Source organism: Blautia sp. AF34-10 (genome assembly GCF_003477865.1).
Taxonomy (GTDB): Bacteria; Bacillota; Clostridia; order Lachnospirales; family Lachnospiraceae; genus Fusicatenibacter; species Fusicatenibacter saccharivorans.
The window spans coordinates 15,194-40,769 of sequence record NZ_QUED01000007.1; the positions used below are offsets into that span (position 1 = coordinate 15,194).

A 25,576-nucleotide genomic window follows, 5' to 3' on the forward strand; every position below is an offset into this window, starting at 1 on the left:
GAACTGAATTGTATAAAATTATGTACAAAAACAGAAGATAACGCTTGAAAATAGAAGAAAAATCCATTAATATCTATGTATACAAAAAACATTACCGAAGGTGGTGCCTACGATGAAACTGCGTGCGCTTGCAAAAATAAATCTTGGTCTTGATGTGACCAGAAAAAGAGAGGATGGTTACCATGAAGTCCGCATGGTAATGCAGACGATCCAGATGTACGATCAGCTGGAAATAAAGGAGAGAAAAGAACCTGGCATAAGGCTGACAACCAATCTGCCGTTCCTTCCGTGTAATGACGGAAATCTCGTATACAAAGCGGCAAAGATTCTGATGGATGAATTCGATATCCGTCAGGGTGTCGATATGAACTTGACAAAATTTATCCCGGTAGCGGCCGGCATGGCGGGCGGAAGCTCGGATGCGGCAGCGGCACTGGTAGGAATTAACCGCATGTTTCAGCTTGGTCTGACAAAACGCCAGCTGATGGAGCGGGGTGTGCAGATCGGAGCGGATGTTCCGTACTGTGTGATGCGCGGTACGGCGCTGGCAGAAGGAATCGGCGAAAAGCTGACATCCCTTCCCGGCGTACCGATGTGCTACGTGCTGATCGGAAAACCGGGCATCAATGTTTCGACGAAATTTGTCTATGGAAACCTGCATCTTGATGAGGTGACAGATCATCCTGATATCGACGGCATGGTACAGGCGATCCGGAATCACGATCTGTACGGCATCACGGACCGCATGGGAAATGTGCTGGAATCCGTGACGTGTCCGGCGTATCCGGTGATCGATGAGATCAAGGCACAGATGATGAAAAACGGTGCGGTCAATGCGATGATGAGCGGCAGCGGCCCGACCGTATTCGGCATTTTCGACGATCCGGACAAGGCAGAATTTGCCCGCGCTCAGTTAAAAATAAGCGGACTGTCGAAACAGACATTCCTGACTACAGTATCAAAACCGGGAGGTACAAAGTATGGCAAAAAATGAGTTAGACCTGCAGATGGAGGATTATCAGTACCTTCCGCTCCGCGATGTCGTGTTCCGCACACTGCGCCAGGCGATTCTGCGCGGGGAGTTAAAGCCGGGTGAACGGCTGATGGAGATCCGGCTGGCAAATCAGCTTGGCGTTTCACGTACGCCGATCCGTGAAGCGATTCGCATGCTGGAATTGGATGGCCTTGTAATCATGGTGCCGCGAAAGGGTGCACAGGTGGCGCAGATCACGGAAAAAGATCTGAACGATGTGCTGGAGGTGCGGCTCGGACTCGAGGAGCTGGCGGTAAAACTGGCGTGTCAGCGGATTACAGAGAGCGAACTGCAGAAGCTTTATCAGGCATCGCGCAGCTTTGAACAAATGCTGGAGACAACAGAGACGGATGATCTGCAGAAGCTTGCAAAGGCAGATGTGGCATTCCATGATGTGATTTATCAGGCGACGAACAACGAGCGCCTGATTCAGCTGCTGAACAATCTGCGGGAGCAAATGTACCGTTACCGGATTGAATATTTAAAGGATGTAAAATCCCGACGTTCCCTGGTCGAGGAGCACGATGCCCTCTATGAACGTATGAAAAATCGGGATCTTGCAGGCGCACAGAAGATGATCCGCGAGCATATCGAGCGACAGCAGGAGAGTATTATGCAGACCGTACATCACCAGAGCATGACGGGTGTAGAAGAAAAATAAAAGCGTATAAAATTTCGAAAAAGGAACATTCTGTTACAGAGTAAAAAAATCGTGACAGAATGTTTTTTTATGAAATTTTGCAGAGTATATTTCTCCAGATGGTTTTTCGGAAGCTTTCAAAAGGAGGAGAAGGAGGGACGCAGGCATGGAAAAAGAGAAGACGCAGATTTCACTCACACTGGCGGAAAATGAAAGCGTGATCCGTACATGGTGTGAAAAATGCGATGATATTCAGATCCGCCCGATGAAACTCGGCAAAACGGGCGGAACCGGTGCGCTGCTGATCTACGTAGAAGTGGCGGTGAGCTGCGTTATGTTGAAGGATTCCGTGATCGGGAAGCTGTTGAACCGTCTGATGGAGGTTCCCGAGGCAGATATCCCGGGGGTTCTCTCGGAAAATCAGCTCGGAATTTCGGACGCAGTGGAATTTGATACCATGGAAGCTGCGTTCGCTTCCATGCTTGCGGGAAATGCAATTCTTTTTGTGGATCATTATGACCGTGCAGTCAAGATCGGATCGAAGGGTTATCCCAATTTAGGAGTGCAAAAAGCGGAGTCCGAAAAAGTGCTGCGCGGCTCAAACGAGGGCTTTTCCGATTCCGTCAAAACCAACACGGCACTCGTCCGCAAGCGTCTGCGGACCATCGATCTGAAAGTGGAGGAGATACATTTTGGTGCGCGTTCTGATACGGTTCTGGCTCTGGTGTATGAGAAAGAGCTGATTTATCCGAAATTTCTGGAAGAGGTAAAACAGCAGATTGCCGGCTGGGAGGTGGACGGCGTTTTTGACAGCGGCATGGTCGAGCAGCTCTGCGAACCGCAGTGGAAATCGCCGTTCCCGCGCTTCGAGACGACCGAACGGCCGGACCGCGCGGCGATGGAGATTCTGGACGGAAGAATCCTGCTTTTATGTGATAATTCCCCGGTCGGGATTCTCTTCCCGGCATCATTTGACAGCTTTTTAAAGGTCAGTGAGGACCGGTATCATCATTTTCTGATCGTCTCATTTGAGCGGCTGCTGCGGTATGCGGCGGTCTTTCTCGCCCTGTGGATTTCGGGCGGATACCTGGCTGTCACGGGCTTTCACACACAGGTGCTTCCGACCAAACTCCTGCTGGCGTTCGCCGAAGCGCGGAAAGGCGTTCCGTTCCCCGGCATTCTGGAAATTCTTCTGATGGAATTTGCTTTTGAACTGATCCGCGAGGCCGGTGTGCGCATGCCGGGGCCGCTTGGCGGGACGATCGGAATTGTGGGCGGACTGATCATCGGAGATGCAGCGGTTTCCGCCAATCTGGTAAGCCCGATGACCGTCGTTGTGGTTGCGGTTTCGGCGCTCTGTTCGCTGGCGATTCCGAACGAAGAGTTCAGTGCGCCGTTCCGGCTGCTGAAATTCGGCTTCATTTTGCTCGGCGGATGGCTCGGCATTTTCGGCATGGTGCTCGGCACGTTTCTTCTCGCGGGTCATCTCGCCGGGCTTACGAGTTTTGGCATTCCCTATCTGATGCCGTTCGTCGGGAAAGGACTTGCGGCTACCATGCGCCGAAGGATTCCGTATGGCGGCCGCCGCTGCATCAGATGCGGGAGCGGCCGGTCTTTACAAAGCGCGATCAGAGAGTGCGGCTGCGGAAAAACAGAAAAGCTGCGGAGCCGGAAGAAAAACAGGAAAGGGGAGAGTGACGCATGTTTTCGGAAAATGACAGAATTTCACAGCGCCAGATGGAACGCCAGATCGTGCTCGTTCTGCTCTGCCCGGCGTTCTGGCAGCTCGCGGCGTACGGCGCATCGGACGGCCTGCCCGGTATGGCAGGGATTTTCGTTGGATATGGGCTGCTGGCGGTGTGGTGCATTTATCTCGTGCGCCTTGGCGGGCTTTACTGCCGCCTGGAAAGCGTGATGGGAAAGGCTGGGAAACTCCTTCTGGCAGTGATGTATCTGTGTTATCTGCTTTTCCTCGGCGGAACACTGCTTCGCAGAATGGCGGAGCTTGCCGCCGCGTATCTGACAGCGGGTGTACCGCAGGAGCTCTGCGGACTGTTTCTGCTCGCGGCGGCCGGGTTTGGTGTCGGCAGTGAAGTACAGAAAAGAGGACGGCTGGCGGAAGCACTCTATCCGTGGATTGTGGGCGGGATTTTGATTCTGCTTCTGCTGACGGTTCCGCAGATGCATTTTTCCTCGTTTGAGGATGCCTGGGAGACAGCAAAGTCTGTTGAAATTGTGGATAACGGAATACTTTTTGGGTGGAATGTGTGGAGAACACTGGAAAATGGAACACCGATTGCGCTGCTGCCGTTTTTACTGGGGCATGTGCAGAAAGAGCACAGGAGTGTCATTCTTCCGGTGACGCAGAGTATCTGGAAAACGGGGCTTCTTGTAATTGCAGGAAGCATGGCGCTGCTCGGCGTTTTCGGCCGGCGCGGCACGGCTGCGGCGCAGGACCCGCTCTTACTGTTAATGGCAGGAACGAGCCTGCCGGGTGGATTTCTGGAGCGGTTTGATATTCTGTGGATGGCATTTCTTTTGATGGGACTGCTGTTCACACTGGGAAGTCTGCTGTTTTACGTATCGCTGATCGGAGAGAAGACGGGACTGTGGAAACCGCAGAATCTCTATGTACAGATCGGTACAGTGCTTTTTATATGGCTGCTGTCATGCGCGGAAAGCGGCTGGTCGGTCCGATACGGTTACTTTCCGTTTTTCCTTGCCATCACGGTGCTGCTCGGCTTCTGCCAGAAGCATATGAAAAAACTGCGGCTTGTGTGTCTGGCGCTGGGCAGTATGATTTTCCTGTCATCCTGCGGGGCAGTAGAGCCGGAAAAGCGGCTGTATCCACTGGCGGTTGCCTTTGATTATATGTCGGAAGAGGCGACTGCGCCGGAAAACAGTGAAACTGGGGAAGAAACCGGGACGGCGGTCAGTGAGAGCGGCGGAGAAAAGGAGGCGGCTGGCGGTAAATGGCGCGTCTGGTATGCGCCTGCGAATCTTGCGGTGGTGACCGGCCAGGGAAAGGATGAGCAGGAGGAGGGAACCGACGAGGACCCCGCATCGCTGTTCTTTGAAGCGGAGACGTTTGAGGAGATTGCGCAGCAATATGACAGCACAGAGGAATATGATCTCGACACCGGACACGTCCAGGCGATTGTATTTTCCGATGCACTGCTCAGTGACCGGGGACGGATGGAAGAACTGTTGAAGTACCTGGAACAGGACCGTGCGCTTGGGCACAGTGCCTATCTGTTTCACGCAGAAAAACCAGAAGATATCATGGAGCAGAACGGAAAACAGGTGGAGTCCGTCGGTGAGTACCTGTGCGGAATTTATGACAACCGGGTGAAAAGAAAAGAGGCGGTGACACTGGCGGACTTGTGCTATGCGTTGGAAAACGAAAGGAGCATTCCGTGGATTCCGAAAGCGCCGTAAAAGGTTTAAAGTGTATGGAATATCGGAGCGGGTAGTGAGTGTCTGTGTATAAAAGTTTTGAAATCCGGCAAAACTGGAAAAAACAGGAGGCAGCATATGAATGAGAAAAAAGTACAGAGCCGGAAACGGAATCAAAATCAGACACAGAAGAAATCCAGGGACAGGCAGGCGCAGCCCCGAAATACATTTGGGAACCAGCATAGAAGTCAATTCCAGGCGGCATTTCAAATTTTCTGCCGCCGCTGGCTCCCCGTCTGCATTGCGGCGCTGATCCTTTCCGGAACCGCCAATCTTCTCCGCGAGTCCCGTCTGCAGCAGGAAGTCGCTGCAAAGATCGTGCGCTTTCACGTAAGAGCCAACAGCGACTGCGCCTCCGACCAGCAGATCAAGCTTCAGGTACGCGATGCCGTTGCCGAAGAACTGCAGACGATCCTGCACGGAGCCGAAACAAAAGCAGAAACCGAAGAAATCCTGCGTGAAAACGAGCCCTCCATCCGTGCCGCCGCCCTTCAGACGCTGCGCGCAGGAGGCAGTACTGACGATATCACCGTAACGTACGGAAAAGCCAGTTTTGAGGAAAAAGAAACGGGCAATTATATTCTCCCCGCCGGAACGTACGACGCTCTTCAGATCAACATCGGCAGAGCCAAAGGGCACAACTGGTGGTGCATGCTGTACCCGTCCATCTGCTTTTCGGATGCCCTGCGCCCCGTAAACGAGGACGGCGAAAGTGCAGAAAAAGTCGAAAAAAGCCGGATTCCGCTGCAGAATCTGTTGAGTGACGCCGCCTACCGCGAAATCCTGAAAAGTGACCGGATTTCGTTCCGGTTTTTCTGGCGTTAGGCGGATTTTTCGAAAGACTTTCAAGAGAAATGATTGCAATATTCCTCCATTCGGGTTAAAATAATGTATCAGCGACCTATTTTAACTAGGGTCGTGAAATGAAAAAAGAAATGTGAAAATTCAGATATATTAAATATAGAAATGAACCCCATTCGGCATGACAAAAAAGTAATGCCGGATGAAAAATGGAGGAAAGTATGAAAGCAGACAGACAGGCGCCGATCGGCGTCTTTGATTCCGGTGTCGGCGGACTGACCGTAGTGCGTGAGATTATGCGAAACCTGCCCGACGAACGAATCGTATATTTTGGAGATACCGCGCGTGTGCCGTACGGTTCCAAATCGAAGAACACCGTCATCCGTTATTCCCGCCAGATCGTACACTTTCTGGAAACCCAGCAGGTCAAGGCAATCGTCATCGCCTGCAACACCGCAAGTGCGCTGGCACTCGATACGATCGAAAAAGAGATTGATCTCCCGATCATCGGCGTGGTAAAACCGGGTGCACAGATGGCCGTCGAGACGACGCAGAACAAGCGCGTCGGCGTCATCGCAACCGAGAGCACTATTCAGAGCGGCCTCTACCAGCAGCTCATTACCGAGGCAGATCCGGCGATCACCGTTTACGGAAAACCGTGTCCGCTGTTCGTGCCGCTCGTGGAAGAGGGCTGGACAAAAGATCCGATCACCGAGGAAGTGGCGCGCCGCTATCTGGCAGAGATTCTGGATAAAGACATCGACACGCTGATTATGGGATGCACCCACTATCCGCTGCTGCGTTCTCTGCTGCGGAAAGTAGTCGGAGAAAAAGTAACACTCGTCAACCCGGCATACGAAACCTCACAGGCACTGTGCAGACTGCTGCGGGAGCTGGATCTGGAGAATCCTGGAAACGATGAGCTGGGCCGTCAGAAATACCAGTTCTTCGCAAGCGACGGCGTGGAGCGGTTCAATGCCTTCGCACATTCCGTTCTGCCGGAGCAGATCAGCGATACGAAACAGGTACAGATTGAAAACTATTAAAAATGACATACAGAAAAGAGAGAGGAACACCAGAAAAGGATGGAAAAAGACGTACTCATCAGCATCCGCGGACTGCAGTATCTGATGGATGAGGAATCCGGCGAACAAGAACCGGTGGAGGTTATGACGACGGGTTCGTACTACAAGAAAAACGGCCATCACTTTCTGATCTACGACGAGGCAACCGAAGGCTTTGATATGATGACGCACAACATGATCAAATTTACGGAAAACGCCCTCGAGGTGCGCAAGCGCGGCCTCATTGATGTCCATATGATTTTTGAGGAGGATAAAAAGAACATTTCGTTTTATCATACGCCATATGGCATGATCAACATGGGAGTTGCGGCGACGAAGGTCAGAATGAAAGAGACGCCGGATCAGATTTTACTGAAGGCAGAATACGCGCTCGACATCAACGACAGCTACGTGGGGGACTGCGTAATCGATATCGAGGTAAGACCGCGGGAAGGCGGAAAACTGAATTTATAAAAAAATACCCGGGAAGAATGAAAATCATTCAACTCGGGTATCTGCATTTTCAGATGAAATTTTATTTTTCCTCGCCGCGTGCCTTGCGGAGCATTTTCTGCCAGAAGCCGTTTTTCTTTGCCGGCTGCTCTAACGAACCGCGGATGCCGCGAACTCCGGTGATGTAGATACCGCTTACGGTAGCCTTGACTTCTTTTTTCACCGGGATCTGATCGAAGATAGCAGCGTCGCAGATCAGGGTCATGATTCTCGGACCGACTTTTGCTTTGACGATCGGCAGTTTTGCGCGACGCATCATTTTCGGTGTCTGGTCAATGACCATCTGTGGGAGTCCGGAATCTTTCATGCGAAGCTTTTTCTTATCTATGATCAACATGGAGACAGTCTGTTTCATGGCCTCCATTTGTTCCTGCTGTGCGGCCTGTTTTGTCTGTGCTTTTTTACCGAAGTAATACAGCAGACCAAGGATGACAGCGATGACAGCTAATACGATTAATACGATAATCCAGGGTTTCATCCCTCTATTCCTCCTCTGCAAAAAATAATGTGGGCATCGGAACATACAATGCCAGTCTATGAACATTCTAACATTGATTTCGGCAAAACGCAAACACATTTTAGCGCAATCCAGGCGATTTTACGGTTGAAAATCATAAGAATTTCTAAAATCGGAGCCCCAGCCTTTTTTTTACCAGACAAGTATGGTAAAATGAGATTTACAACGCGCCGGGAACGGCGTAGTATGGAGGAAAATTCAAGAATGAAAAGAAAAGCAGCAGTCATGCTTCTGCTCATGACACTGGGAGCAGCCAGTGTGAGCGGATGTGGAAAAAACAATACAACAAGCAGCAGTTCCGTATCAAGCGCAAGCAGCACAAGCGCTTCCTCAGCATCCGATGCGTCGAGCGCAGGCAGCACATCGTCCGACAGCACAGCTTCTGAGGAATACGCTTCCCCGAGTGATGTAGACGGGATTCCGGTTGTCGATGAGGAAGTTGATCCTGCAGAGTGTGTAACGCTTGGAGATTACAAAAAGCTGACACTGGAAAAGAAAGTAGAGCAGGTAACGGATGATGACGTACAGACGGCCATTATGGCAGAGACAGCTGTCACCATGGACGATCCGGATGCCACCGTACAAAAAGGCGACACCGCCGATATTGCCTATGTTGGCAAAGTTGATGGCAAGGAGTTTGACGGCGGAAGCAGCGATTCCTACAATCTGGTGATCGGATCCGGTACCTTCATCGATGGATTTGAGGATGGTGTCATTGGAATGAAAACAGGGGAGACAAAGGATCTGAACCTGAAATTCCCTGACAGCTATCAGAGTACCGATCTGGCAGGAAAAGATGTTGTGTTTACCGTTACGGTAAATGCGTTTACCCGCCCGGCAGAAAACATTGACGGATGGGAGCTCGATGATGCATGGGTAGCAAAAAATACAGATTACAGTACTGTGGAGGAATACCGTGCCGGAAAACGCGCAGAGCTGGAGGCTGCAAATGAGACGACAGCGGAAAATAATTTGCAGAATGATGCAATGCAGCAGGTGGCAGACGGCTGTACGTTTCACAAAATTCCGAAATCCTATATGACCCTTGGCGAAGAAGATTACGATAAACGGTATACCGCTTATCTTCAGAATTACGGCATTTCCCTGGACGACTATCTGGAGCAGTATGCGGACAGAGCGACCTACAATCAGGAGAAAGCAACGTATGCAGGAACGATGGCAAAAAGTGCCCTTCTTCTGGATGCCGTAAAAGAGGCAGAAGGCTGGACTACAGATGACCAGGATTACCAGCAGATCTTAAACGACGAGGCAGCCAATGCCAATATGTCGCAGGAAGATTTCCTGAAGGCAGCCAATGACTATTACGGGGAAGATACGGTAGTGCGCAACATCATGATGGAGCGCATGATCAATATGGTTCTCGACAATGCAACAGTCAATACCGTGACTGTGGATGCAGACGGAAATACAGTAAAATAAAAAGAAAAATCACCCCGAAAACAGGATGAAAACTTCTGTTTTCCGGGGTGATTTAACCGAATCAAGTAAGTCCCCTGCTTCCATTGCGAAAAGCAATAAGCAGTGGGTGGGGACTTGCTTGTATCAGGAGGAGTGCAAGCTCCTTCTGATAAACTGCGGAGCAGTTATTTGGTTATGAGCAAGTAGCGAAGCGGATTGCGAATATCCGCTTCGCATGTGGGAAACGAATTATGTTCGTTACGCCATGATTTTGCGGAACAGATCCTTCAGATCTTCTACGCTTGCATCCTTCGGGTTGCCCGGTGCGCAGGCATCTGCGTGTGCGGAATCTGCAAGGAACTGCAGATCTTCTTCTTTGACTGCCTCGAGAACAGATGGGATTCCAACGTCTGCGGACAGCTTCTTAACAGCATCAATCGCTGCTTTTCTATACTCTTCCTGAGACATTTCGTCTACACCTGTAACGCCCATGGCACGTGCGATTTCGCGGTATTTCTCACCGGTGCACTCCTGGTTGTATTCCATAACGATCGGAAGCATCATGGCACATGCAACACCGTGTGGGGTATCATAAACAGCACCAAGGGTGTGTGCCATGGAGTGAGCGATTCCAAGACCTACGTTGGAGAAGCCCATACCTGCGATGTACTGGCCAAGAGCCATTCCTTCGCGTCCCTCTTTGGTGTTTGCGACAGCACCGCGCAGAGATTTGGAGATGAGTTCGATGGCTTTGAGATGGAACATGTCAGTCATTTCCCATGCAGCTTTTGTGGTGTAGCCTTCGATTGCGTGAGTCAGAGCGTCCATACCGGTGGAAGCGGTCAGGCCTTTCGGCATGGAGGACATCATATCCGGGTCAACAACTGCGATGATTGGCATATCGTGCGGGTCAACGCATACGAATTTACGTTTTCTTTCAACGTCTGTGATAACGTAGTTGATGGTAACCTCTGCAGCAGTACCGGCTGTGGTCGGAACAGCGATGATCGGTACGCATGGATTTTTGGTCGGTGCAGTGCCTTCAAGGCTTCTGACATCCTCAAACTCCGGGTTTGCGATGATGATACCGATGGCTTTGGAGGTATCCATAGAAGAACCGCCGCCGATGGCGATCAGATAGTCAGCGCCGGATGCCTTGAAAGCTTCTACGCCGTGTTTTACGTTTTCGATGGTCGGGTTTGGCTTGATATCGCTGTAAAGCTCATAGTCGAGTCCGTTTGCGGTCAGAATATCGGTTACTTTGGAAGTAACGTTGAATTTAATCAGATCCGGGTCAGAGCATACGAAAGCTTTCTTGAAGCCGTGTGCCTTTGCTTCATTTGCGATCTCGGCAATAGCGCCTGCTCCGTGATAAGAGGTTGCATTTAAATTAATACGATTTGCCATGATTGAAAAACTCCCTTCTAAAATGAATAAATGGTTTTACTGAACTTGTTATTATATTAACAAATCCGGAAGGGAAAAAGAAAGTGACAGAAGAGGCGAAGTGTAACACTTTAAAAAAAATCGCCATTGTGACAAAAACAACAGAACAAAATTTGTGAAAAATAACCAGAGCGTGTCTGAAAAACCATTTCCGCAATCTGCAAGTCCCACTTTGACACGCTCTAAGAGAGCAGCTGCAGATTTCGGAACAGTTTTTTTAAGTCTTCCGGCATTGCCCGGACGAGAAGAGCGGCAAACTCGGAAGGTGTCAGATCCATGCTGGTAAGCACCCATTTTACGGTCATGGTGATGGAACCCTGACAGTACATTTCGAGAAGAAAATGTATTTCCGGTGAAACCGGACTGCCGCTTTTTTCGTGAATCAGATTTTCGTAGAACGCGAGAATCAGATCGAAATCGTGCTCACGCAGAGAATTCTGCTTGTCGTAGCGGAAGGCAGCGGCGAAAAAAGCTTTTTCTTTCTGAATATAGGTAAATTTCTTTTCCAGACTGTCAAAAACGGTCGTTCCGCGACCCATATGTTCGAAGGATTTTGTCAGTAATTTATCAAAATACCAGTTGATCAGATCGTATTTGTCGAGAAAATTGCGGTAGAAGGTCTGGCGGGTAACACCACAGATTTCACAGATCTGGCGCACGGTGATCTCTTCGACAGGGGTTGATTTCATGCACTCCTTCATGGATTCGGCAAGACGGTATTTTGTTTTTTCTCCTTTGGGAGCAGATACGGTGGAATGGATCATCCGGGCAGTTTCCTTTCGCTTCGAAAATTGTAACTATGCAGAGTTATGCATATATTATAACGCGAATCCGAAAAAATAAAAAGCCCTGAACATGTTCCGGAGATAAGATACAGGAACATATTCAGGACGATTTTGCTCATTTTCTTTTGTTTACGGCCTGTCCGACACAGTAGCATACAGCGGCAACAACCATGCCGTTGATGGAAGCGATGCCCCAGTGTAAGAGGTTCGCAACAATGGCACCGAGAATGACACCGGCAACCGCAAACCAGTCTACGGTTTTAAGCTTCGGCTGATCGGTTTCAAAGTCCTTTTTGTTCATGAAGTAGGCGAGCACCAGAATCATGCCGACCGGCGGCAGGGTACAATTCAGAATGTTGAGCCAGCCGCAGAAGTTGTAGTACAGCCATACGGAGGCAACCGTTCCGATGATACCGGAAAGGAGAACCATCGGTTTTTTCCTCTGATGGAAGATGTTGGCAAGACCAAGACCTGCGGTATACAGAGCGTTGTCGTTTGTAGTCCAGATATTAAGACCGAGAACGAGAACAGCCAGGTAGAACAGGTTCAGGCGGACCATAACCTCGAAGATATCGTTTCCGCCGACAAAGATCGAGGAAACGGCACCGAAGAAGAACATCAGGGAGTTTCCGATGAAGAAGGCCACAACCGTGGTGATGGCACCCGCTTTTCCGTCCTTTGCAAAACGTGCGAAGTTCGGGGTTGCGGTTCCGCCGGAAACGAAGGAGCCGATGACAAGACCGGCACCGCCGATGATAGTCAGAGATCCGCTGGATTTGGCAAACTGATCGATGATCGTTCCGTCGCCTCTCATTACGGCCATGACCATGGCGATCGTTCCGAGAATGGCAACACTTGGTACAGCGATATAGCTGACGATGGTCAGAGATTCAATACCAAAATAGGCAGAGGCGGTCATGCAGACGCCAGCAAGAATAACAAGTCCCCACTGTGCCGCAGTGCTTCCACCGAGCAGCTCCTTGGAAACCGGAATTGCAAACATGGCAAGACCGACACCAAACCATCCGATCTGCGTAAAGCTGGTCATGGCTGACGGCAGATAGGAACCTTTTTCGCCAAAGGCTCTCTGGGACAAAAGATCAAGTGACAGACCGGTTTTTGCACCGACGTAGCCGAGCAGACCGGTATAAATACCAAGAATGATTCCACCAAGGATCAGTGATCCCAAAAGCCCCAGAAATCGAGGCCGTCAGCGAGCTGCTGGCCGACCCACATGCTTGCCGAGAAGAAGGTGAAGCCAAGCATGATCATAAACATAGTTACTACATTTTTCCGGGCAGAAGCCGGAACTGCGCTGTCCGCGAAGTCAACATCTTTTACTTTCTTTTCTTTTTCCATAATATCTCCTGAAAACTGTGATTACGGTTCGCCGAAATTCAGCGAACCGTAAGAAATGGTTTTTTGTTACAGCATGTATTTGCGAAGTGCTGCGGTAAACTCTTCAATTCGTTCAGCCGCAATTTCTTTCAGGGTAGCATCGCCAAGGCTTGCAATGTAACCTTTTTCCTGGCGGTACAGCCATTTGGCCACGCGTTCATCGATTTCTTCGTAGTGATTGATGTGAATCCACTCTTCGTAGGATGCGCCAAGCGGGCAGCCGAGCTTCTCCTCGAGCAGTCTGGTAAAGTCGATCCGGTCGGCCCTCTCCAGCATTTTATTCCAGAAATCGAGAACCTCCTCGACGTGCTCGTGGATTTCATAGCGTCTTGCACCGCCATCGTAGATGATGCATTTTTCAAACAGCGGATCGCGCATGGAAAGCGTTTCTCTTCGGAACTCCGGTGCAATGATACCGTCTTTCCAGTAGAAATCGACATCCGGCAGATTGATTCCGGATACGCCCTTGTCCTGATAGGTGCTGAAGATTCCTTCGTAATATACGGTGATAAAGCCTTCAAACTCCGGCCAGAACTCGCGGATTTCTTTTGTGAGACGTTCCAGGATTTTGATTCCGGTTGTGCCGCCGATCGTAAAGATGATAATGTTACGAAGGGAAGCACCGTGCTCACGGTAGAAATCGGTTACGTAGCGCAGGCAGTGGATCAGCGTCTCACCCGTTGCGATGATATCGCCGATCAGAAGTGTGCTTCCCGGAACCATTGTCAGCTTGCTGTATTTGATTTCCAGACCCGCGATCTCCTCTTCTTTGAAGACACGCTCACTTGACAGAAAGCTGATGTCATGCACACGAATGTGCTCACGGTAGCAGCTTTCCTCCAGCGGATAATTCAAAGCGCCGCGCAGGATGGAAAGGATGTTGGCTGCGGTTACCTTTCCCTGCTCTTTAAAATAATAAAGCATCTGTGAAGTAGACGGAATCAGGCAGTGATAAACCTCATATCCGACAACCTCCGGTGTGTTCAGAAGCTTTCTTGTCTCTGCTTCGGAAACGATATAGTATTCGTTCTCATAATCGCCGCCTGCGAGGCGATAGCAGTCCACGCCCTGTTCCGAAAACTCCGGCACCAGTTTTACTTCATTCCATTTTTCCATTCAAAAGTTCCTCCCGGTTTTCCCTCTTTGGTAAACATGTTATAAACTTTTAACAGTGTAAGGGGTAGCAACCTGATTGTCAAGGGAAAAGGCGAATTTACATGATTTTCTTACAGAAGAAGGGAATGCGCCGCGAGAAAAGGAATTTTACCGGGTTTTGCCTTCTCTGGAAAAATATTCCTTTGTAAGCTCCACAACCTTGCCCGAAAGCAGGAAGAGCGCAATCAGGTTTGGGATTGCCATGAGGCCGTTGAAGGTCTCGGCAATGCTCCACATCAGGCCGAGGTTTGCGGTGGCGCCAAGGATGGCAACCAGCGCATAGGCGGCCATAAAATATTTTGTGATTCTTTCGGAGAATAAAAACTCGATGCAGCGTGCACCGTAAAGTCCCCATCCGAGAATCGTGGAAAAGGCGAAGCAGCACATCGCGAACGCGGTGAGCAGCGAAACCCAGTTTCCGTATGTAAGGGTAAAACCGCTGATGGTCAGCTCTGCGCCGGCAGCCTGTCCGTAGGTGATGGAAGTACCGCTGCAGAGAATAACAAGTGCAGTTAAGGTACAAATCACGATCGTATCAATAAATACCTCAAAGATACCGAACATACCCTGTTTGACCGGCTTTTTTGTGTCGGCACAGGCATGCGCGATCGAACCGGTACCAAGACCTGCCTCGTTTGAGAAAATACCGCGGGACACACCTTTTTTCACACTCATGAGCATGCTTCCGACGATACCGCCTGTAACAGCAGAGGGACGGAAGGCGCCCTCAAGGATCGATACGAAAACAGACGGAATCCGGTTGAGATTCAGTAAAATTACACCGATGGCAAGGACAATATAAAACAGAGCCATAAACGGAACGAGCTTTTCTGTTACCTGTGCGATCCGTTTGACACCGCCGAGCAGGATCAGCGCTACGAGTGCCGCAATAATGATACCCTGAATCAGGTTGGAGGTCGGGATCGCGTCTTTTGAGATCACATGGTAATTCATCAGTGCGGAGTTGACTGCGGTTGTGATGGTGTTGACCTGCGTTGCATTTCCGGTTCCGAACACAGTCAGTACACCGAAAGCAGCGAAAAGATAGGCCAGAAAATGCCATTTTTTGCTGAGACCGTTTTTGATGTAATACATCGGTCCGCCGACGAGTTCCCCGTTGGCGTTTTTCTCGTGATAGAAAACAGCCAGTGTTACCTCGGCAAATTTCGTACACATGCCGAGCAGGGCGGAAACCCACATCCAGAACACGGCACCGGGTCCGCCGATAGCGATAGCGCCGGCAACACCGGCAATATTACCGGTACCGACCGTGGCGGCAAGTGCTGTACAGACCGCCTGGAACGGTGTAATTGCGCCATCGGAAGCATCTCGTTTGCGGAACATTCTTCCGAGCGTTGTGCGGATCGCATACGGGAATTTTCGAATCTGGAGAAAACGGGTGCGCAGACTCAGGTAAAGGCCGACACCGAAAATGCAGATCATAGCCGGAACACCCCAGATAAAATTGTTCACGGCATTGTTGATGGTTTCAATCAGTTGGAGCATAGATACCTCTTTCTTTTTCATAAGCAGAAGCACTTTCTTGGAAGATCAGTGCTTTCATAAAGTAACACAATGCAAAAAGTATATCATCTCAGACGAGATTTGCAAGTTTTTTTCGAGAAAAAACGCGGACCCCCAATTTTTTGCGATTCCGGAAAGATATATTTTCTCTAGCCTTATGGGTTTACCATGAGCCAGGCGGTTTTTTACGTTTTCTTCCAGTTTTTGTGAAGGAATGCAGCGAAGTATGATAGAATAGAGAAAAAACAGAAAAGAGGATTATTGCCATGTTTCAGGTAATTGATATGCACTGCGACACCATCCCGGCGCTGCAGTGGAAGGAAAAACAGGAGCATCTTGCGGATGCGGATCTTCAGATCAATCTGGATAAGCTGGAAAAGGGCGGCAGCCTCTGCCAGTGCTTTTCTCTGTTTACGTTCCTGAAGGGACTGAAAGACGAAACACCGTTTGAGCATGTGAGAAAGCTGGCTGATCTCTGGAAATCAGAGGTGGAACGGTATCCGGACCGCATTTGTCAGATCAAAACGTATGCGGATCTGATGCAGGTACAGAAGGAAGGAAAAATAGGTGCGGTGATGACCGTCGAAGAGGGTGGTGTTTACGAAGGCAGTATCGAAAAACTGCACACACTGTACGATCTCGGTGTGCGGATTTCCACGCTGACCTGGAACTTTCCGAATGAGCTTGGATTCCCGAACCCGGCGCAGGAAGAGGGAAAGCCATATCTTCCGGATCTTGAAAACGGGCTGACACCGACCGGTATTACCTTTGTCGAGGAGATGGAGCGGCTCGGCATAGTGATCGATTTATCACACTTAAATGATGCCGGAATCCGCGATGTTTTTGCACATACGAGAGGTCCGGTCATTGCATCCCATTCCAATGCGCGCGGTGCGTGCTTCCATCTGCGAAACCTTTCGGATGAAATGATTCGTCAGCTCGCAGAGCGTGGCGGCGTCACCGGTATCAATTTCTGTCCGTCGTTTCTGCGCGAGGAGGAGCCGGCAACGAAAAAGGCATCGACGATGGACATGGTACGCCATATGAAGTATCTGCGAAACGTCGGCGGCATCGACATCATCGGCCTTGGAACCGACTTTGACGGTTTCAGCGGCAAGACGGATGTGCCGGACGCTGCGCATATGCAGCATCTCGCAGATGTGATGAGCCACGACGGTTTCACCGATGAGGAGATCGAGAAGGTCTTTTCCAAGAATGTACTTCGGGTGTTTAGAGAATGCTGGAAATAAAACTACAGCTCCGGTGATGCCGCCAGAAGCTCCTTTGTATAATCATTCTGCGGATGCGCAAACAGCTCTTCCGTCTCCGCGTTCTCCACAATCCGGCCTTCTTTCATCACGAGAACCCGGTCGCACATCTGATAGATCACGTTGAGGTCATGCGAGATAAAGAGAATCGAGAGCTGAAGCTCCTCCTGAAGCTGAACCATCAGCTCCATGATCTGCTTCTGAATCGTCACATCGAGAGCGGAAACCGGTTCGTCGGCAAGGATCAGGCGTGAGCCCTGGATCAGTGCGGCCGCGATGCTGACTCTCTGGCGCTGGCCGCCGGAGAGCTCATGCGGGCGGCGTTTCAGGTGCTCTGCGGAGAGACCGACTCTTTCAGCCATCGCAAGAACCCGTTTTTTTCGTTCTTCTTTCGGAACCTTCTGCATCCGAAGCGGTTCTTCTAAAATCCAGGAGATTTTCTTCGCCGGATTCAGGGAGGAAAACGGGTCCTGGAAAATCATCTGCGGATGGTCGACCTGCGAAATTATTTCGCCCTCATCTGGGCGGATAAATCCTAAGATCACTTTGGAGAGTGTCGATTTTCCGCATCCGCTCTCTCCGACGAGACCGAGAATTTCATTTTCATGAAGCTCGAAAGAGATATCATGAAGCACCGTTTTTCTCTGCTTTCCCTCCTGATAGGAGGCAGAAATATGGCTGACTTTCAGAATGTTGTTCGGAATGATTTCTTCCATGGGTTATTCCTCCTTTTCCGCCGGCGGAGCAGCTTTTTTGTCAGAGCCTGTCGGCCATTGAGCTGTTGGAGCGATTTTGATTCGTTTTCGCAGCGATGTTCGTCGGTTCGGAATTGCATCGAGCAGGCGGCGGGTGTAGTCTTCCTTCGGGTGGAAAAAGACATCGTCCACACTGCCGGATTCCACAATCGTCCCATGATTCATGACGATGACCCGGTCACAGAGCGAACGGATGACGCCGAGGTCGTGTGAGATAAAAAGAATCGCCGTGTGATGGCGTTCATTGATTTTTTTCAGCAGCTTTAAGATCTGCGACTGAATCGTCACATCAAGAGCTGTTGTCGGCTCGTCTGCAATCAGAAGCTTCGGTTCTGTAATAAGCGCCGCAGCGATCATCACCCTCTGGCGCTGACCGCCGGAGAGCTGGTGAGGGTATTTTTTGCAAAGCTTTTCCGGGTCGGGAAGCTCGACCTCATGCATTATGGCAAGAACCTTTTCATGACGTTCTGCCGGTGTGCAGCTCTCATGGATCAGCAGTCCCTCTGCAATCTGTTCTTCGATGGTCAGAACCGGATTTAAAGAGGTCATCGGCTCCTGAAAAATCATACTGATTTCTTTTCCGCGGATGCGCTGCAGATCCTGGCTGGAAGCGTGCGCAACGGAAGAACCTTCGTAGAGAATTTCTCCGCCGGATACGGCGGAATTTTCCTTTAAAAGGTGCAGAATGGAGAGCGCCGTCTGGGTTTTGCCGGAACCGGATTCCCCGACAATGCCAAGCGTCTCACCTTCTTCTAAGGAAAAGGAGATGCCTTTTACCACTTCGGTCGGTGGCGTGGTATCGTAAAATGCAATTTTTAAGTCACGTACATCGAGAAGTGCCATATCAGTTACCGCCTTTCTTCTGTAATCCGTCGCCGAGGAGCGATACGCCAAGCGCCAGTAAAATGACAGCAAGACCGGGGAAAACAGAGCCCCAGGGAGCAGTCATCAGATACGTCTGGGATTCTGAGAGCATCCGTCCAAGCGAGGCATCGGGCGGCTGGACACCGATGCCGAGAAAGCTCATGCCGGCCTCGGAGAGAACGGCGTTGTTGAAACCGATTGCTGCCATCGAAAGAAGGGACGGGACCGTATTTGGCAGGATATGTACAAATATGATCCGAAGATGGGAAACACCCATCAGACGGGCACTTTTGACATAGTCCATATCTTTGCGTGCGAGAAATTCGCTTCTGGTGATACGTGCAAAGCTCGGAATGAATACGATACCGAGTGCAAGGATCACGTTGTATTTGCCGGGACCCAGCAGCGCGATAAATACCAGCGCCAGCAGGATTCCCGGAAAGGAAACAATGACATCGTTTATGCGCATCAGGATTTCGTCAATCCATCCGCCAAAATACCCGGTGAACGCACCGACGAGGACACCAATGGTTCCGCCGAGCAGCAGAGTAGCGAAAGCGACGAAGAAGGTTGTACCGGTTCCTTTTAAGACGCGGCTGAAAATATCGCGTCCAAAGTGATCGCAGCCGAACGGGTGCGACAGAGAGGGAGCAGCAAACTTGGCTGCGCCGTTCATTGCATCCGGGTCGTACGGTGTATAGAAAAAGCCGATCAGAAGAAACAGAAGCATAAAAGCGGTGAGAACAGCTCCGATGATCAGCGTGAGATTGCGTTTCTTTTTCATAATGAAAACCCTTTCCTTTGTCGTGGGCGGCTCCCTGCGACCTTTCGGTCGCGGGAGCTGATGATCGAAAGCTCCCGTCAGTCTTTTACGCGGATACGCGGATCAATTCTGCCATACAGCAGATCTACCACGAAATTGATGATAATAATGAGGGCGGCGATCAGTACAAGGATGCCCTGAACCACGGGGTAATCGCGGTTGGAGATCGAAGTGATCAGAAGATTGCCCATGCCCGGAATCGAAAAAACCTGTTCCAGAATAATGCTGTTTGCCACAATATCTGCGATTGTCATGCCCCAGAAGGTCAGTACCGGAATCAGGGCGTTTTTCAGCACATGGTGATACATAACACGGCGTGTACTGTTTCCGCGGGAATAGGCGGTGCGCACATAGTCGGCATCGAGCTGTGAGAGCACAGAGCTGCGCAGCATTTTGACAGCCATGGAACAGCGCGGAAGTGCAATGGCGGCAGACGGTGCAACAAGATAACCGATAAAACCGGAAAAATTTTCAGAAATCGGCACATAGCGCCCGGCTGAAACCATTTGAGAATCAGACCGAAAAGATACGTGATCAGAATACCGATGAAAAATCCCGGCACAGACATGATCACCTGATTGATCGTCATGATCAGCCGGTCCAGATGGCCTCCGGCGTGCTGTGCTGTGAAAATGCCGATGGGAATCGAGACAACAAGGATCATCAGGAATGCGATAACGGTGATAGCGATGGTAATCGGAACTTTATCGCGGATCAGTTCTCCGACCGGCATCGAGTATGAATACGAGGTGCCGAGATCTCCATGAAAAAAGCCGGTTACCCACGAAGCGTACCGTTCCAGAACCGGCCGATCCAGCCCCATTTCCTTCTGCAGAGCCTCAATCCGCTCCGGCGTCGCCTCCGTTCCAAGCTGCGATTTTGCCGCATCTCCGGGTATGACGGAAAAGGCAAAGAACGATAAAAAGGATACAAGAAGCAGCGTAAGAAGGAGAGAGCCGAATTTCTTTGCAATGTATTTCATGAATGGAAATTCCTCCTTGTGTAATGTAGGATACTCCGGGAATTTTTCCCGGCTTATAAAAGCAGGCACAGAAAAGCTTCGGGCGTATCGGCTGAAGGTTTTCGTGCACGTCATTTTTATTGTAGACAATGCAGGTGTAAATAGCAAGATAAAATTGGAATATCTCGAATTACAGAATAACAGGAAAAGGCCTCTTGCATAACCGGTGCGGATGATGCAAAAAGCCTTTGATAAATTGCCTTTGATAAATCCCCTGTTTAGTTTTCCATTTCCCGTCCGAGGTACGTTGCCGCTACCTGGAGGAGCTTCTTTTCCGTATCGCCCGGCAGGGACTCCCTGTCTTTGCCGCAGAGAATGACCGAACCGATGGCATCACCGGAGGAGAGAATCGGAAAAATGAGCTCCGGCAGAGGAGTAGTATTGTCTGTGTTTTCCAAAATTGAAAAATAAGCCTTTTCACCGGGACGCGCAAGTACTGTTTTCCGGTTCAGAATCGCCTCCTCCAGCCGGCTGCTGATGGACTTGCCAAGATAATTTTTCTGTTCCGGCCCGTTTGCCGCCACAATCTGTTCCTGATCCGAAACACAGACGAGACATCCGGTCACCGTTGAAATTGATTTTGTAAACCCTGCTGCGCATTCCGCCAGCTCTTCGATCGGTGAGTATTTCTTCAGGATAATCTCACCCTCCCGTCCGGTATAAATTTCCATGGCCTGTCCCTCCCGGATCCGCATCGTGCGCCGGATTTCCTTGGGAACTACCACACGCCCCAGATCATCAATCCTTCGAACAATTCCCGTCGCTTTCATATGAAAAATTCCTCCTGTTTTTACAATGTACTTTCGGAATCTTTCTGCACTTGCTTTTGCGGTTGATTTTCCGCCAGTTGCACCCGAATTTCATCAACGTACGCGCCGCGTACGCCTCAGAAATTTAGGCACAACGGGCAAGAAATCATCTCACAAAATCAAGCACAGAAAGACTCCGAGAGTACATCACATACTTTCCATAATTTGTGTTGTATGGGTAGTATGTGGAAAAACAGGTGGAATTATGCATGGAAAGAAGAAACGTATTTCCGCTGTTTACAGCAATTTCGGAAAAAATACAGTGGAACAGCAGTGGTTAGTCTGGTTGCTCCTTTTACAGAAGACTGCGGTCTTTTCCGAGATAGAACAAAGCGATCGTATCCGGTCCGACATGGCTTCCGGTGCAGTAATCGTAAGAAGTATTGATAAATTCACGCACCTTCACTCTTTTCTGGATTTCTTCCATCATATAAAGAGATTCCTCATAGGCATCTGCATGTGCGATTCCGACGATCTGCTTTTCCGGTTCTTCGATCGTTTCACAGAAGAGACGGATCAGTTCATTTAAAACGGCCTTGCGCCCGCGGACATTCTTGTAGGAAACAATATAGCCATCTTCACTTCCACGCAGAATCGGTTTGATTTTCAGCATATTTCCGACCACAGCGACACTTCCCTTGATTCTTCCGGTACGGGAAAGATATTTCAGATCGCCGACGGTGAAAACACCGTTCATTTTGCCAACATAGGTTTCCAGAAGATCTGCCGCTTCGTCTACGTTCATGCCCCGATCGCGCATTTCGCTGGCATAGATGGCGAGGATGCCCTGTGCAAGAGAGGCATTCAGGGAATCGACGAGGCGGATTTTACGTTTTCCGCCGTATTCCTCAAGAAGCTCCTCGGCAGCAAGTCTTGCGGAGTTATAAGTTCCGCTGATGTTTTTGCTTAAGGAAAGATAGATGACATCCTGATCTGCTTCAAGAGCGGTGCGGAACGCATCCGCAAAATTTGCGGTGCTGATCAGTCCGGTCTTGATTTCACAGCCGGTACGCATAGCATTGTAATATTCTTTTCCTTTGGAAAGCTCCTCTTCCGGCGACAAATCCGGGTCGAAGCAGACCAGCTCTTTTCCATTCACAAGATTGACGAAAGAAACGACATGGATATCGTATTTTTTCGCAGTAACAGCAGGCAGATTTGCCGCTGAATCAACAAAAACCTGAAACATAAATAAAATTCTCCTTTGTAGTGTAAATGTCCCCCAAAATGATGTAACTTTTGATAAGCATTGTAGCACATTGTATCACCAAAGAAGAGAGATTTCAATGGAAGATAGACAACATACTACAAAGGAGTGTGCCGACAAGTTGATTCCTGAAATCATCTGTTTTCGGAAGAAATTTGACCAGGTATCAATGCATAGTAATAATGACTAAAAACGGCAGATGTATTTTTAGTAAAAACCGCTTTTGAAATAAAAATAAAATCGTTTTATAATAGAATCATAGCGAGTAGTGTAATGATGTGGGAAAAAACCATATGATACTGCTCGCTTTTATAAAACTATTTTCAGGAGGAACCGTATATGCATGAGTATGAAATCTTTATTGAAGAAATAAATCCGTGTGGAGGGGAGAAACATAGTAAAAAAACTTTGATCGAAGCAGAAGCAGTCAGTCCGGAAGCTTATGTAAAAGAAAACGGAAGATTTCCGGTTCTTGAATCCATGTGCAATGAAAGTGGAGATGTTGTAATAGTAACAGGAGATAATAAAGGTTCTTTTGTACGCTATACTTTTACGGAATAAAAGTGCCGGTCGGTAAGGAGAAAATTTTGTTTGACTTTTTGAAAAAAGAGGCAATATAATTACAGAAAACGAGTGGCGAGTAAGCGTAAATCCAGTTTACCGGCTGCTCGTTTTTGGTTTGCAGAAAATAAATATTGCCGTGAAAAGTGTGTAGCCTGTCAGCGTAAGTCCAGCTATAAGATAAGGTGAACACTTTTTTTGTGCCAAAAAGAAAGGAGTTAAAACAAAATGGCGGAAAGCAACAAGATGAAGGAGATGCCGGTGAATAAGCTGATGATCAGGATGGGAATTCCGATGATCTTATCTATGGCATTGCAGGCAGTCTATAACATTGTAGACAGTGCATTTGTAGGAAATATGAGAGTGGGAAGTGAAGAGGCATTAAATGCACTGACACTGGTATTTCCGGTACAGATGCTTATGGTGGCAGTAGGAATCGGAACCGGTGTAGGAACCAATGCGCTTCTAGCAAGGACGCTTGGACAGGGAAACGGTAAAAAAGCTGCAAAGGTAGCGGGAAACAGTCTGTTTCTTGGTGTGATCATTTATGTGGTCTGCTTATTATTTGGTATCTTTGGGGTGAAAGCATATATTTCATCGCAGACAGTAGACACAGAAGTACTTATATTCTGTAAGTTATTTTCTATAGATATCCGCTGATAGTAGGTATCTATGATATCCTGTAAAGTAATCGTATTCATTTTTTCTTCGGCAGCCTTTTGAATTTCATTATAAAATCCCTGCAAAGATAACTGAATGTTAATGCCAACGCCACAATCTGGATTGGTATGAGTATCTAAATGAAGCAATGGTTTATCACCTTCAACTGCTTTATAAATATCCAGCAATGTAATCTGATCGGCTGGTTTTGAAAGAGAAGGACGGGCATGTCCGGCTACACTTGTCATAAGTTCCGCTTTTTTTAGTTTTAACATAAGCTGGCGTACAAAGCCGGGATTTGTATGGACACTTTCTGCAATTGAGGCACTGGAGAGGGATTTTTCCTGGTTGATAGCAATCAGAACCATCACATGAACAGCATCACTTAATTTCGTTGAATATTTCATGATAAGAAACTCCTTGTAGTATGATATAATGATCTTGTTTTCACGTTTTTGGGATGAAAATATTTCTGGTTTGTTTAAAACATCCTAAGTTCTCAACAGTTCTTTTTAATGTGTTGATAAACTGTACATTTTTTAATGCTTTGATGATTGTAAATAATATAATTACAACTATAATGGAGATTAAAGGAAAAGTCAACACAGATACTATAAATGTTCACAAAGGAGAACTTATGGAATACAAAAATCAAACAGAAAATCGTGCATTTCAGGAAATGTTGCAGGCAGCAGTAAAACGGCTGCAAAATCGTTCCGGAGAGGAGATTGCTGCAAAAAGCGGGGCTGTTTTTCATAGCAGCCGGAATGTGCTTGAAGTACTGAGTTTTTATGAAACAATTGAAATTCAACTCCCTGAGTTTCGTATTAACTCAAACGTGGACGAATGGCATTATCTGACATTGCTGCATTATCTGGATATGGCCGATGGCACAGAAGGCTCACAGAAGCTCATTACTTTTGGTAACCTGAAAGATGGATTGATACGGGGAACCAAGTTTGACCGGACTGCAGAGCAGAAACTGGAAAAGCTTTTGCAGGATAAAGATCCTGAGAAAATTCAGAAAGCATGTAAAAACCTGGGTGCAGAATTCACAGAAACAAAGGCGGATCTGTGTGCTGTTTTTCCAGTTCTGCCAAGATATCCGGTAACTTTAAAGATATGGTTTGCAGATGAAGAATTTCCTGCATCTGGCAAAATATTTCTTCAGGATCATGCCGATCATTATCTGAGTGTAGAAGATGCGGTAACAGTTGGAGAAATTTTGCTGCAAAAATTATCGGAAGCCTTTTCTTCTCTCTGATCATGAATCAGAAAACTTTCCAACCCGGCTTTGATAAATTTGTCGATTACTGTCTGAATTTGTTTCCAGTCATTACAATGATTGCGGAGCATCAGTCTGTTGATGGAAAGGCAGCCATTCATTTGAAAATAAAAAACCGATTCTGCCTGTTCAAAGGTCAGGAGGCTGTGTGACATAAGCCAGGTCACATAGCCTTCTTTTGTATTTTCTGCTATTTTTTCCAGAAGAATAGGGGCAATTGCATCATCCAGAAACAGTGCCCTGTATTGTGATTCCATCTGTATTTTCTGACAGAACGGATAGGAACAGCTTTTTTGATTTAGACAGAATAAATGATCTACCGTTGTTAACATATCCTGAGTCATATCATTAAAAATATCTGATAATACATCATGGATATCGTAGTAATGAAGATAAAAAGTGCCACGGTTGATTTCAGCATTTTTGCAGATCTCTGTAACTGTAATTTTCGTAAAACTTTTCTGATTTAACAACTCTAAGAACGTATCTTTTATGGTTTGCCTGGTATAGCGGGTACGGCGATCTTGTTTTCTCGTTTTTTCTGACATTATATACTCCTGTATTAGTTAGTA

28 protein-coding genes and 1 pseudogene are annotated in these 25,576 nt (G+C 48.5%); 12 read left to right on the plus strand and 17 right to left on the minus strand.

The window, feature by feature from the left end; all coding sequences use genetic code 11:
- Positions 1–112 precede the first annotated feature (112 nt).
- From ispE to DWZ60_RS05915, 7 genes are all read left to right on the plus strand, one after another.
- Positions 113–994 carry a 4-(cytidine 5'-diphospho)-2-C-methyl-D-erythritol kinase gene (gene ispE / locus DWZ60_RS05885; protein WP_118666642.1) on the plus strand — a complete coding sequence of 294 codons (882 nt, stop codon included), beginning with the start codon at positions 113–115 and terminating at the stop codon, positions 992–994.
- Complete coding sequence (locus DWZ60_RS05890) at positions 981–1,694, plus strand: GntR family transcriptional regulator (RefSeq protein ID WP_243033842.1); 714 nt, start codon at positions 981–983, stop codon at positions 1,692–1,694. The genes ispE and DWZ60_RS05890 overlap by 14 nt, the downstream gene beginning before the upstream one ends.
- A 145-nt stretch (positions 1,695–1,839) precedes the next feature.
- The gene (locus DWZ60_RS05895; protein WP_243038226.1) at positions 1,840–3,588 is read left to right on the plus strand and encodes a spore germination protein; all 1,749 of its coding nucleotides are present in this window, start codon (positions 1,840–1,842) and stop codon (positions 3,586–3,588) included.
- Positions 3,589–3,620: 32 nt separating this feature from the next.
- Positions 3,621–5,111, plus strand: a complete 1,491-nt coding sequence (locus DWZ60_RS05900; RefSeq protein WP_243038234.1) for a GerAB/ArcD/ProY family transporter — start codon at positions 3,621–3,623, stop codon at positions 5,109–5,111.
- Positions 5,112–5,207: 96 nt separating this feature from the next.
- On the plus strand, positions 5,208–5,954 hold the full coding sequence (gene spoIIR, locus DWZ60_RS05905; protein WP_117510034.1) for a stage II sporulation protein R: 747 nt from the start codon (positions 5,208–5,210) through the stop codon (positions 5,952–5,954).
- A gap of 197 nt (positions 5,955–6,151) precedes the next feature.
- Positions 6,152–6,976 carry a glutamate racemase gene (gene murI, locus DWZ60_RS05910; protein ID WP_022462144.1) on the plus strand — a complete coding sequence of 275 codons (825 nt, stop codon included), beginning with the start codon at positions 6,152–6,154 and terminating at the stop codon, positions 6,974–6,976.
- Between the two features lie 39 nt (positions 6,977–7,015).
- Positions 7,016–7,468 carry a DUF1934 domain-containing protein gene (locus tag DWZ60_RS05915; RefSeq protein ID WP_022462143.1) on the plus strand — a complete coding sequence of 151 codons (453 nt, stop codon included), beginning with the start codon at positions 7,016–7,018 and terminating at the stop codon, positions 7,466–7,468.
- Between the two features lie 61 nt (positions 7,469–7,529).
- Here the strand turns inward: DWZ60_RS05915 and DWZ60_RS05920 are convergent, their stop codons facing one another.
- A complete protein-coding gene (locus DWZ60_RS05920) occupies positions 7,530–7,985 on the minus strand; it encodes a hypothetical protein (RefSeq protein ID WP_117510035.1) in 456 nt (151 codons plus the stop codon).
- Between the two features lie 243 nt (positions 7,986–8,228).
- Here DWZ60_RS05920 and tig point away from each other — a divergent pair, with 243 nt between their 5' ends.
- A complete protein-coding gene (gene tig / locus DWZ60_RS05925) occupies positions 8,229–9,464 on the plus strand; it encodes a trigger factor (RefSeq protein WP_158576334.1) in 1,236 nt (411 codons plus the stop codon).
- Positions 9,465–9,701: 237 nt separating this feature from the next.
- Here tig and fucO read toward each other — a convergent pair whose 3' ends face one another.
- From fucO to DWZ60_RS05950, 7 genes are all read right to left on the minus strand, one after another.
- Complete coding sequence (fucO, locus tag DWZ60_RS05930) at positions 9,702–10,850, minus strand: lactaldehyde reductase (RefSeq protein WP_055226239.1); 1,149 nt, start codon at positions 10,848–10,850, stop codon at positions 9,702–9,704.
- Positions 10,851–10,960: 110 nt separating this feature from the next.
- Positions 10,961–11,068, minus strand: a complete 108-nt coding sequence (locus DWZ60_RS21130) for a DUF6783 domain-containing protein (RefSeq protein WP_416388165.1) — start codon at positions 11,066–11,068, stop codon at positions 10,961–10,963.
- Between the two features lie 3 nt (positions 11,069–11,071).
- Positions 11,072–11,653 carry a TetR/AcrR family transcriptional regulator C-terminal domain-containing protein gene (locus DWZ60_RS05935; protein WP_117801843.1) on the minus strand — a complete coding sequence of 194 codons (582 nt, stop codon included), beginning with the start codon at positions 11,651–11,653 and terminating at the stop codon, positions 11,072–11,074.
- 136 nt (positions 11,654–11,789) lie between these two features.
- The gene (codB, locus tag DWZ60_RS05940) at positions 11,790–12,863 is read right to left on the minus strand and encodes a cytosine permease (protein WP_243038227.1); all 1,074 of its coding nucleotides are present in this window, start codon (positions 12,861–12,863) and stop codon (positions 11,790–11,792) included.
- Positions 12,851–13,033, minus strand: a complete 183-nt coding sequence (locus DWZ60_RS17935) for a hypothetical protein (RefSeq protein ID WP_243038228.1) — start codon at positions 13,031–13,033, stop codon at positions 12,851–12,853. The genes codB and DWZ60_RS17935 overlap by 13 nt, the downstream gene beginning before the upstream one ends.
- A 66-nt stretch (positions 13,034–13,099) precedes the next feature.
- On the minus strand, positions 13,100–14,188 hold the full coding sequence (locus DWZ60_RS05945) for a hypothetical protein (RefSeq protein WP_118742324.1): 1,089 nt from the start codon (positions 14,186–14,188) through the stop codon (positions 13,100–13,102).
- A 147-nt stretch (positions 14,189–14,335) separates the two neighbouring features.
- On the minus strand, positions 14,336–15,733 hold the full coding sequence (locus DWZ60_RS05950; protein ID WP_118742341.1) for an alanine/glycine:cation symporter family protein: 1,398 nt from the start codon (positions 15,731–15,733) through the stop codon (positions 14,336–14,338).
- A gap of 284 nt (positions 15,734–16,017) precedes the next feature.
- Here DWZ60_RS05950 and DWZ60_RS05955 point away from each other — a divergent pair, with 284 nt between their 5' ends.
- A complete protein-coding gene (locus tag DWZ60_RS05955; RefSeq protein WP_118742323.1) occupies positions 16,018–17,001 on the plus strand; it encodes a dipeptidase in 984 nt (327 codons plus the stop codon).
- A gap of 2 nt (positions 17,002–17,003) precedes the next feature.
- Here DWZ60_RS05955 and DWZ60_RS05960 read toward each other — a convergent pair whose 3' ends face one another.
- The 7 genes from DWZ60_RS05960 to DWZ60_RS05990 all read right to left on the minus strand — a co-directional run bounded on the left by DWZ60_RS05960 (position 17,004) and on the right by DWZ60_RS05990 (position 22,480).
- Positions 17,004–17,735 (minus strand): ABC transporter ATP-binding protein, encoded by a 732-nt coding sequence (locus DWZ60_RS05960; protein WP_119221383.1) that lies wholly within the window; start codon positions 17,733–17,735, stop codon positions 17,004–17,006.
- A gap of 3 nt (positions 17,736–17,738) precedes the next feature.
- The gene (locus DWZ60_RS05965) at positions 17,739–18,617 is read right to left on the minus strand and encodes an ATP-binding cassette domain-containing protein (protein WP_118601666.1); all 879 of its coding nucleotides are present in this window, start codon (positions 18,615–18,617) and stop codon (positions 17,739–17,741) included.
- Position 18,618: 1 nt separating this feature from the next.
- Positions 18,619–19,422, minus strand: coding sequence for an ABC transporter permease (locus DWZ60_RS05970; protein WP_022462692.1), 804 nt, complete (start codon positions 19,420–19,422; stop codon positions 18,619–18,621).
- A gap of 77 nt (positions 19,423–19,499) precedes the next feature.
- Positions 19,500–19,865 carry an ABC transporter permease gene (locus DWZ60_RS19375; protein WP_442857793.1) on the minus strand — a complete coding sequence of 122 codons (366 nt, stop codon included), beginning with the start codon at positions 19,863–19,865 and terminating at the stop codon, positions 19,500–19,502.
- Positions 19,751–20,443, minus strand: coding sequence for an ABC transporter permease (locus DWZ60_RS21135; protein ID WP_442857794.1), 693 nt, complete (start codon positions 20,441–20,443; stop codon positions 19,751–19,753). Before DWZ60_RS21135 ends, DWZ60_RS19375 begins: the two co-directional genes overlap by 115 nt.
- Positions 20,444–20,700: 257 nt before the next feature.
- Positions 20,701–21,252, minus strand: coding sequence for a stage V sporulation T C-terminal domain-containing protein (locus tag DWZ60_RS05985; protein WP_055221761.1), 552 nt, complete (start codon positions 21,250–21,252; stop codon positions 20,701–20,703).
- 334 nt (positions 21,253–21,586) lie between these two features.
- On the minus strand, positions 21,587–22,480 hold the full coding sequence (locus DWZ60_RS05990) for a DegV family protein (protein ID WP_119221384.1): 894 nt from the start codon (positions 22,478–22,480) through the stop codon (positions 21,587–21,589).
- Positions 22,481–22,837: 357 nt separating this feature from the next.
- Here DWZ60_RS05990 and DWZ60_RS05995 point away from each other — a divergent pair, with 357 nt between their 5' ends.
- Both DWZ60_RS05995 and DWZ60_RS06000 read left to right on the plus strand, forming a co-directional pair.
- Positions 22,838–23,059: a hypothetical protein gene (locus tag DWZ60_RS05995; protein ID WP_055221757.1), complete on the plus strand. Its 222-nt coding sequence runs from the start codon at positions 22,838–22,840 to the stop codon at positions 23,057–23,059.
- 228 nt (positions 23,060–23,287) lie between these two features.
- Positions 23,288–23,683: pseudogene (locus tag DWZ60_RS06000) on the plus strand (MATE family efflux transporter); the annotation flags it as partial.
- Here the strand turns inward: DWZ60_RS06000 and DWZ60_RS06005 are convergent.
- Entirely contained in the window at positions 23,605–24,126 is a 522-nt protein-coding gene (locus tag DWZ60_RS06005) for an Rrf2 family transcriptional regulator (protein WP_330410129.1), read from the minus strand. The pseudogene DWZ60_RS06000 and the gene DWZ60_RS06005 sit on opposite strands and share 79 nt — an antisense overlap.
- A 230-nt stretch (positions 24,127–24,356) precedes the next feature.
- Here DWZ60_RS06005 and DWZ60_RS06010 point away from each other — a divergent pair, with 230 nt between their 5' ends.
- On the plus strand, positions 24,357–24,983 hold the full coding sequence (locus DWZ60_RS06010; protein WP_055226247.1) for a DUF3786 domain-containing protein: 627 nt from the start codon (positions 24,357–24,359) through the stop codon (positions 24,981–24,983).
- On the opposite strand, the gene DWZ60_RS06015 is transcribed toward DWZ60_RS06010, so the two are convergent.
- Complete coding sequence (locus tag DWZ60_RS06015; RefSeq protein ID WP_019162593.1) at positions 24,905–25,552, minus strand: TetR/AcrR family transcriptional regulator; 648 nt, start codon at positions 25,550–25,552, stop codon at positions 24,905–24,907. The two genes, DWZ60_RS06010 and DWZ60_RS06015, sit on opposite strands and share 79 nt — an antisense overlap.
- Positions 25,553–25,576 lie beyond the last annotated feature (24 nt).

Coding starts and splice junctions, on each gene's coding strand:
- DWZ60_RS05945 (WP_118742324.1), bottom strand. CDS start 14,188: ATGGAAAAATGGAATGAAGTAAAACTGGTGCCGGAGTTTTCGGAACAG.
- spoIIR (WP_117510034.1), top strand. CDS start 5,208: ATGAATGAGAAAAAAGTACAGAGCCGGAAACGGAATCAAAATCAGACA.
- DWZ60_RS05990 (WP_119221384.1), bottom strand. CDS start 22,480: ATGTTTCAGGTTTTTGTTGATTCAGCGGCAAATCTGCCTGCTGTTACT.
- DWZ60_RS05965 (WP_118601666.1), bottom strand. CDS start 18,617: ATGGCACTTCTCGATGTACGTGACTTAAAAATTGCATTTTACGATACC.
- murI (WP_022462144.1), top strand. CDS start 6,152: ATGAAAGCAGACAGACAGGCGCCGATCGGCGTCTTTGATTCCGGTGTC.
- ispE (WP_118666642.1), top strand. CDS start 113: ATGAAACTGCGTGCGCTTGCAAAAATAAATCTTGGTCTTGATGTGACC.
- DWZ60_RS05935 (WP_117801843.1), bottom strand. CDS start 11,653: ATGATCCATTCCACCGTATCTGCTCCCAAAGGAGAAAAAACAAAATAC.
- DWZ60_RS06005 (WP_330410129.1), bottom strand. CDS start 24,126: ATGAAATATTCAACGAAATTAAGTGATGCTGTTCATGTGATGGTTCTG.
- DWZ60_RS17935 (WP_243038228.1), bottom strand. CDS start 13,033: ATGGAAAAAGAAAAGAAAGTAAAAGATGTTGACTTCGCGGACAGCGCA.
- fucO (WP_055226239.1), bottom strand. CDS start 10,850: ATGGCAAATCGTATTAATTTAAATGCAACCTCTTATCACGGAGCAGGC.
- DWZ60_RS21135 (WP_442857794.1), bottom strand. CDS start 20,443: ATGAAATACATTGCAAAGAAATTCGGCTCTCTCCTTCTTACGCTGCTT.
- DWZ60_RS05960 (WP_119221383.1), bottom strand. CDS start 17,735: ATGGAAGAAATCATTCCGAACAACATTCTGAAAGTCAGCCATATTTCT.
- DWZ60_RS05995 (WP_055221757.1), top strand. CDS start 22,838: ATGCATGAGTATGAAATCTTTATTGAAGAAATAAATCCGTGTGGAGGG.
- DWZ60_RS05955 (WP_118742323.1), top strand. CDS start 16,018: ATGTTTCAGGTAATTGATATGCACTGCGACACCATCCCGGCGCTGCAG.
- tig (WP_158576334.1), top strand. CDS start 8,229: ATGAAAAGAAAAGCAGCAGTCATGCTTCTGCTCATGACACTGGGAGCA.
- DWZ60_RS05895 (WP_243038226.1), top strand. CDS start 1,840: ATGGAAAAAGAGAAGACGCAGATTTCACTCACACTGGCGGAAAATGAA.
- DWZ60_RS05890 (WP_243033842.1), top strand. CDS start 981: ATGGCAAAAAATGAGTTAGACCTGCAGATGGAGGATTATCAGTACCTT.
- DWZ60_RS05900 (WP_243038234.1), top strand. CDS start 3,621: ATGTATCTGTGTTATCTGCTTTTCCTCGGCGGAACACTGCTTCGCAGA.
- DWZ60_RS06015 (WP_019162593.1), bottom strand. CDS start 25,552: ATGTCAGAAAAAACGAGAAAACAAGATCGCCGTACCCGCTATACCAGG.
- DWZ60_RS05915 (WP_022462143.1), top strand. CDS start 7,016: ATGGAAAAAGACGTACTCATCAGCATCCGCGGACTGCAGTATCTGATG.
- DWZ60_RS05920 (WP_117510035.1), bottom strand. CDS start 7,985: ATGAAACCCTGGATTATCGTATTAATCGTATTAGCTGTCATCGCTGTC.
- DWZ60_RS19375 (WP_442857793.1), bottom strand. CDS start 19,865: ATGGCTGTCAAAATGCTGCGCAGCTCTGTGCTCTCACAGCTCGATGCC.
- DWZ60_RS06010 (WP_055226247.1), top strand. CDS start 24,357: ATGGAATACAAAAATCAAACAGAAAATCGTGCATTTCAGGAAATGTTG.
- DWZ60_RS05970 (WP_022462692.1), bottom strand. CDS start 19,422: ATGAAAAAGAAACGCAATCTCACGCTGATCATCGGAGCTGTTCTCACC.
- DWZ60_RS05985 (WP_055221761.1), bottom strand. CDS start 21,252: ATGAAAGCGACGGGAATTGTTCGAAGGATTGATGATCTGGGGCGTGTG.
- DWZ60_RS05950 (WP_118742341.1), bottom strand. CDS start 15,733: ATGCTCCAACTGATTGAAACCATCAACAATGCCGTGAACAATTTTATC.